This is a genomic window from Bifidobacterium imperatoris (genome assembly GCF_002860405.1).
In the GTDB taxonomy this organism is placed as follows: Bacteria; Actinomycetota; Actinomycetes; order Actinomycetales; family Bifidobacteriaceae; genus Bifidobacterium; species Bifidobacterium imperatoris.
The window spans coordinates 1-6,153 of sequence record NZ_NMWV01000047.1; the positions used below are offsets into that span (position 1 = coordinate 1).

Here is a 6,153-nt window from a genome sequence, read left to right on the forward strand (position 1 = left end):
CGATGAGCTCGGCCTGCTCAACGAGCTATGGGAGCTGGTGCGCGTCAAGGCCAACCTGTTCACCCCGTCCAAGAAGCCGGTCGCGCGCGAAAGCACCCGGGACGGCCGTCCCCGCCGCGTCTACGACGCACCACGCACCCCGTGGGAGCGGCTCAAGGAGTTCGACGAGGCGGACAGGGCCGCCGGCGGCCCCGGCTTCATACCCGACGACAAGCGAGAGGAGATCGAACACACGCTCGCGACCGTGAACCCGGCCGAGCTCGTCCGCCGCATCCACGACATCCAGGACCGGCTCGAAGCACTGGCGGCACCGCGCACCGCGCGGCTGGCCAGACGCATGGGCCCGGACATGGCATACTTGAACAAGACGCTCGCCCGGATCGCGGGCGTCGAACCGGAAGACGACGAAACCCCACAAGCCGACGCGGACTAGGATTTCACGCTCACCACAGGTGAGGCACCACTCCGGATTACGCGCTCATTTTCAAATGAGGCACCTCGCTCCAAAGACTAACTGCTCCTGCATCATGCATTAAGTCAGCACACCATGCCCGCTCGTGAAAATATGCATTTGAGTGAGCAATGACTGCCGAAGAAACAAATATATATTCTGTAATCGAGCTATACTCAACGGACGAAATTGACGCCTCGCTCTCCAATGTTGTAGTCTGGTGCGGTTCTCCCAAGTTGGCTGACTTGAGCGGGCCATTGATGACCTGTACACATCACCGGGAGGACGATGATGAACGATAAGACCGCACCATTCAAACTTGTATGTCTGATTTGCGGCAAATCATTGACTGCGGAAGTCTGCATTAATCACCACATAGGCAAGGTTGACTATCTGCCTCTCAACCATGATGACAACGACTTGCTGCCAATGGGCGCTATTGAAATGACCTCATACGGACATTACGGCACTACATTCTTTGACCCATGCGATGACGGCACACAAGTCGCCGCTCTCATCTGCGATGAGTGCATGGAAGAACGCAGCAGCCGACTTCTCTATATCAACAAACAGCGTCAGCTCAAACCATTCGACACCGCAATGAAAGAACTTGAGGAACGATGGAAGGCCGAGAAAGCTGAACGCGAAGCAAATCCCGTTGCCCCTCTCTTTCTCCCTGAGGAGCAGCCAGTGGATGAGGATGGCTACCCGATTATCAACGAGGAGTTTTTCCGTACAATGCTCTCGGAAAAACCATCAACGGACAATTAACCGATAGTCTCTCACCAACATAATCGGCACCATCCAAATACGAAAGGAACAACCATGACTAACGGATTCACCGCGCCTTTCTACTAAGCAACTATTGCCTAGTTTGAAAGGAACATCACCATGTCTCGAACATGGAAGGACCGGCCATACCGAATCATGGAGGCCGAAGCCAAGCGCGCGGGATATACACACAACAGATACTGGATACTCCCCTATAGCGCATCGCGAGAACCTGTACCTGATGTAACGTCATATGCTTATGCCACTAGCCGCAACGTACACATTCCCGCACGCCGCATACGAGACTATCGCTGGATTGAGGATGACTGGATTCCCGATTACGGAGCCAGCCACCGCGTTCGCGAAGCACTCAACGCCGCAGCCATCGCAGCCAACAACGGCTACGATATGCGCGACTGGGACGATCCCATCGCATATCAGAGACGACGACGCTGGATCATCGGAGAATAATCAATGACTTGTGTTGTGCTCATAACTGTGCGGTTATGAGCACAACACAAGTCACTAGCCCAAAAACAAAGGGTCTGTTAGACCAAAGTATTGTTTTTGATTTACTAAGTAATTACTTAGTAATTACAATGGAATTATGAGCAAATGAAGCAAGGCAGCGAAACTGGTCAGCGGGTCCGGGACGGGCTCGCGCTGCTGGATGACGACGAGCGTCGTCGGACGATTGAGGCGTTGCGTTCCATCGTGTACGAGGACATGCACGGGTTCTCGGGAGCTGCCTGCCGATGCTTGCCCGCATTGCGGTTCTATCTCCATCAAGCGCAACGGCAAGACGGTAAAGGGCAATCAGCGCTGGTACTGCAAAGATTGCAAGCGCACGTTCACGGCCAACGTCGGTCGCGTACTCGGCATGTCCAAGCTGCCGGTGGAGACGTGGATGACCTACGTGGAGGCATTCATCGACCAGCTGTCGCTGCGGAATTGCACGGACAAGTGCGGCGTTGGCCTGCGCGCGGCATGGTTCATGCGCCGCCGCATCATCGAATGCATCCAACGTTACAATCCCTCGTTCAACGCGGTCGCAGGCGACCGGGTGGAGATTGACGAGACGTACTTCCGCGACAGTTACAAGGGCTACCGCAAGGGCACCATGCCGCGCCCCGCTCGCAAGAGCGGCAAGAAGGCAGCGAAACGCGGTCTGAGCAAGCAGCAGGTGTGCGTCGTCACCGGCATCGACGACACTGGCGCGTCCTTCCTCGTGGTATCCGGTCGCGGCATGCCCGGCAAGGAGCGTGCCTACAAGGCGCTCAACGGGCGAATCGGCAAGGGTGCTCTCGTCGTCACCGACAAAAGCCGGGGCCTACCCCGCCGTCCTCGACCGGCTCGGCGCGACATTGGAGCGCACGGGCGCGACCGAGCACGCCATCAATCGCATCAACAGCCTGCACGCCCGTCTCAAGGACTTCATGCACGGTTTCAAGGGCGTGTCCACGAAGCACCTCCAGTCCTACCTCGCATGGTTCCGGTGGATTGAGGCGTTCAAGAGCGGACCCACCAAGCAGCGGGGCACCATCAGACGCCAGCTCCGCAACGGCGCGTACCGGCTCACGCGCAGCATGTACGTGCGCATGCCCATGCCCGTATGACAAGTGATAGCATGCTCCTTATCAATCGGATGGGCTACGATGTAGCTACCAATCCGATTGGAGGACAACCCTATGAGCGTGCCGACCACCACCATGAGAATCGACCCCGAACTCAAGGACGAAGCCAACAAGGTGCTTGGCGAACTCGGCTTGAGTCTGTCTGGAGCCGTCACCATCTTCCTCAAGGCCGTCGTGCGCGAACAGGGGCTACCGATAGACATGCGAATCGGAAATCACGGAAACAAGGAGGATCAGGCGTGAGCGCCGAGAGAGAGAGAGAGTAGAGGCATACCTTTCCTCTGAATCAACAAAACCGCAGTTCCTTCTAGGGAATTCACTGGAAGTTCTGCGAATCATTCCCGACGATTCCATCGACTGCGCCATTACGTCTCCACCGTACTGGATGAAAAGGGAGTATTTGGGCGGAGGAATCGGACTGGAAAACAAGTACCAAAGCTACATCTCTGATTTGTGCGCCATTTGCTCCGAGGTCTACCGGGTGCTGAAACCATCCGGATCCTTCTGGCTGAACATCGGGGACTCCTACCATAACAAGCATCTTCTTCAGATTCCAAACAGGGTAGCCATCCGCCTGACGGATGAAGTTGGTTTCATCCTCCGCAATGAAGTTGTGTGGAACAAGCTCAAGGGCGCGCCTGATAACGCGAAGGACAAGCTGCGTAACCTCTGGGAACCGGTGTTCCATTTCACGAAATCTGAGAAGGGCTATTACTACGACATCGATGCAACGCGCATCAAACCACGCAAGGCGAAAAGCGTGAAACATGGCGCCGTGGTCTCTGCCACAGGCGTATCCGGCGTCAGGTACCGCCGTAAAATCGAGCTTTCTACTGAGCTGTCGGAAGAAGAGAAGCGCAATGCCTTCAAGGCGTTGGACGATATGCTTGCGCTTGTTGAGGCTGGTGAGGTACCCGATTTCAGGATGGTCATACGCGGTGCCACCCGAACCACGCACGGAAATTCCGCAAAGCTGTCCGGCAGGGCCAAGGAACTCGCGGATAAAGGCTTCTACTTCTTGAAATACAGCAAGCAGGGGGCAAAGATGTCAGACGTATGGGACATCATCCCCGAAGATACTCAGGGTCGCAAATACCACTACGCCCCATACCCGGAGGATCTGGTCAAGAATCCGATAGCGCTGACATGCCCTCCTTCCGGCGTTGTGCTGGACCCATTCGTCGGCACGGGAACCACATGTAAGGTCGCCTCGGAAATGGGGCGCAAGTCAATCGGCATCGATATTTCCGACGAGTATTTGAAACTCGCGAAGGAGCGTTGTGATGGCACATCGCGTCAATGAGATGTACGGACTCTACGTGAACGGAAGCGATGCTCCCGATTTGACGGATTCTCTGGCAAACCAAATCTGTCCTCTTACCGGGAAACGCTGTGGAAAGCGGCGTAAGAGCGTTAACGAGACCATCGGGACATGTAGCGTGCTGGCAAAGGATTCTGTCAGCAACGAAGATATGCCAATGCTCATATGTCCGGACCGGTTAATCGAAGGGAATCGTATTTTTCTTGACTGCATTGATTTGATTTCCTCCAGCATCCCCGGAAGCGACTTGTATCTCATACCGGAAGTCAAGACATCGGCAGGGAGACTGGACTATGTCTTGGCGGCGTTCAGAGACGGCCATCCCGTTGATTTCGTGGGTATAGAACTCCAGACTTTGGATACCACAGGATCGGTGTGGCCGAACAGGCAACGTCTGCTATGCGACCTTGGATACATGCAGTCCGATACTCCGAAAACGGACAAGCAGGAATACTCGATTAACTGGAAAATGACAGGCAAAACGATTCTCACGCAGATAGTCCAGAAGGGGCAGCTCTTTGAGACGTTCAATCGTCATCTTGTTCTAATCTGTCAAACACCGCTGTATGACTACATGGAGCAGGCGTTCAACTTCTCTGAAGTAGAGGACGACAATCATAGGAATCACATTCACTTCCATTGTTATGATTACATTCCCGCTCAATCCGAAATGTGCCTGAGACTTGGGAAAATGAAGAGCATAACAGCTGAAGCTGTTGACCGCATTATGGGACTGGAATCTCCGTCGAACGAGGAGCTGGTGGCTATCAACAAGATTCTCGAAAAGAGAATGAAACCAGATTATCTCTTCAATCCATTCCGGCTCAATAACCGTATGCACACTTTGGTCTAACAGACCCAAAGACAAATCACAGCAACCAAACCGATAAAGATGATTTGCTGCCACAGTATGTACGTATTTTTGACGTACAATTGAATCTATGGCAACAATCACACAGAAATCATCACGTTTGGATATCCGTCTCACCGAAGAACAACGAGCGCTTATCGAGCGGGCAGCTTCGCTAACCGGCTCGACGCTCACTCAATGGACTGCACAACACCTCATCGAAGCCGCGCGTCGCGATATCGATAAGGAGACAACTCTGCGGCTGAATGATGCTTCATTCGACGCTTTCTTGGTCGCGCTGAATGACCCTATACCCGACGCTGCCAAGGAACTGATGGCGAGGGACCCACAATGGGCCTGACACATTCCTTCCTGAAACCACGACGCATGGAAGAAGATGACAATATACAAGATTTCTCCTGCGGCATTCCGCTTATCGACGATTGGGCTCACAAGCGGGCCTTGGGCGCGGCAAAGCACGGTACTGCAGTGCCCTATATATCAACCACTGCAGAGGGAGCAATTGCCGGCTTCTATACCCTCAGCGCTTATTCAGTAAACAGGGACAGCGTATTAGGAGGTTGGCTACGCCGCAATACGCCCGATCGAGGTGCCTCATTTGAAAATGAGCGCGTAATCCGGAGTGGTGCCTCACCTGTGGTGAGCGTGAAATCCTAGTCCGCGTCGGCTTGTGGGGTTTCGTCGTCTTCCGGTTCGACGCCCGCGATCCGGGCGAGCGTCTTGTTCAAGTATGCCATGTCCGGGCCCATGCGTCTGGCCAGCCGCGCGGTGCGCGGTGCCGCCAGTGCTTCGAGCCGGTCCTGGATGTCGTGGATGCGGCGGACGAGCTCGGCCGGGTTCACGGTCGCGAGCGTGTGTTCGATCTCCTCTCGCTTGTCGTCGGGTATGAAGCCGGGGCCGCCGGCGGCCCTGTCCGCCTCGTCGAACTCCTTGAGCCGCTCCCACGGGGTGCGTGGTGCGTCGTAGACGCGGCGGGGACGGCCGTCCCGGGTGCTTTCGCGCGCGACCGGCTTCTTGGACGGGGTGAACAGGTTGGCCTTGACGCGCACCAGCTCCCATAGCTCGTTGAGCAGGCCGAGCTCATCGACGGTGTACCGGTAGTAGA

At 55.2% G+C, this 6,153-nt stretch carries 8 protein-coding genes and 2 pseudogenes; 9 read left to right on the plus strand and 1 reads right to left on the minus strand.

The annotated features are described in order from the left end of the window. The 9 genes and pseudogenes from Tam1G_RS11205 to Tam1G_RS11245 all read left to right on the plus strand — a co-directional run. Window positions 1–433 (plus strand): annotated as a pseudogene (locus Tam1G_RS11205) (integrase catalytic domain-containing protein); the annotation flags it as partial. A 306-nt stretch (window positions 434–739) separates the two neighbouring features. Further along, window positions 740–1,222, plus strand: a complete 483-nt coding sequence (locus Tam1G_RS11210) for a hypothetical protein (RefSeq protein WP_101626586.1) — start codon at window positions 740–742, stop codon at window positions 1,220–1,222. Window positions 1,223–1,342: 120 nt separating this feature from the next. Then, on the plus strand, window positions 1,343–1,693 hold the full coding sequence (locus tag Tam1G_RS11215) for a hypothetical protein (RefSeq protein WP_101626587.1): 351 nt from the start codon (window positions 1,343–1,345) through the stop codon (window positions 1,691–1,693). 223 nt (window positions 1,694–1,916) lie between these two features. Beyond that, on the plus strand, window positions 1,917–2,726 hold the full coding sequence (locus Tam1G_RS11220; RefSeq protein WP_101626588.1) for an IS1595 family transposase: 810 nt from the start codon (window positions 1,917–1,919) through the stop codon (window positions 2,724–2,726). Window positions 2,727–2,910: 184 nt separating this feature from the next. After that, window positions 2,911–3,099 carry a type II toxin-antitoxin system RelB/DinJ family antitoxin gene (locus tag Tam1G_RS11225; protein WP_101626589.1) on the plus strand — a complete coding sequence of 63 codons (189 nt, stop codon included), beginning with the start codon at window positions 2,911–2,913 and terminating at the stop codon, window positions 3,097–3,099. A 121-nt stretch (window positions 3,100–3,220) separates the two neighbouring features. Further along, on the plus strand, window positions 3,221–4,159 hold the full coding sequence (locus tag Tam1G_RS11230; protein WP_278251022.1) for a DNA-methyltransferase: 939 nt from the start codon (window positions 3,221–3,223) through the stop codon (window positions 4,157–4,159). After that, entirely contained in the window at window positions 4,140–5,030 is an 891-nt protein-coding gene (locus tag Tam1G_RS11235; protein WP_101626591.1) for a NotI family restriction endonuclease, read from the plus strand. The genes Tam1G_RS11230 and Tam1G_RS11235 overlap by 20 nt, the downstream gene beginning before the upstream one ends. A gap of 88 nt (window positions 5,031–5,118) precedes the next feature. Further along, a complete protein-coding gene (locus Tam1G_RS11240) occupies window positions 5,119–5,388 on the plus strand; it encodes a type II toxin-antitoxin system TacA family antitoxin (protein WP_101626592.1) in 270 nt (89 codons plus the stop codon). A gap of 26 nt (window positions 5,389–5,414) precedes the next feature. Next, the gene (locus Tam1G_RS11245; protein ID WP_165782004.1) at window positions 5,415–5,705 is read left to right on the plus strand and encodes a hypothetical protein; all 291 of its coding nucleotides are present in this window, start codon (window positions 5,415–5,417) and stop codon (window positions 5,703–5,705) included. On the opposite strand, the pseudogene Tam1G_RS11250 reads toward Tam1G_RS11245, so the two are convergent. Beyond that, window positions 5,702–6,153, minus strand: a pseudogene (locus Tam1G_RS11250) (integrase catalytic domain-containing protein); the annotation flags it as partial. The gene Tam1G_RS11245 and the pseudogene Tam1G_RS11250 sit on opposite strands and share 4 nt — an antisense overlap.

Excerpts from the sequence above, each read along its gene's own strand:
- Tam1G_RS11240 (WP_101626592.1), top strand. The coding sequence starts at position 5,119 with ATGGCAACAATCACACAGAAATCATCACGTTTGGATATCCGTCTCACC.
- Tam1G_RS11215 (WP_101626587.1), top strand. The coding sequence starts at position 1,343 with ATGTCTCGAACATGGAAGGACCGGCCATACCGAATCATGGAGGCCGAA.
- Tam1G_RS11210 (WP_101626586.1), top strand. The coding sequence starts at position 740 with ATGATGAACGATAAGACCGCACCATTCAAACTTGTATGTCTGATTTGC.
- Tam1G_RS11235 (WP_101626591.1), top strand. The coding sequence starts at position 4,140 with ATGGCACATCGCGTCAATGAGATGTACGGACTCTACGTGAACGGAAGC.
- Tam1G_RS11245 (WP_165782004.1), top strand. The coding sequence starts at position 5,415 with ATGGAAGAAGATGACAATATACAAGATTTCTCCTGCGGCATTCCGCTT.
- Tam1G_RS11225 (WP_101626589.1), top strand. The coding sequence starts at position 2,911 with ATGAGCGTGCCGACCACCACCATGAGAATCGACCCCGAACTCAAGGAC.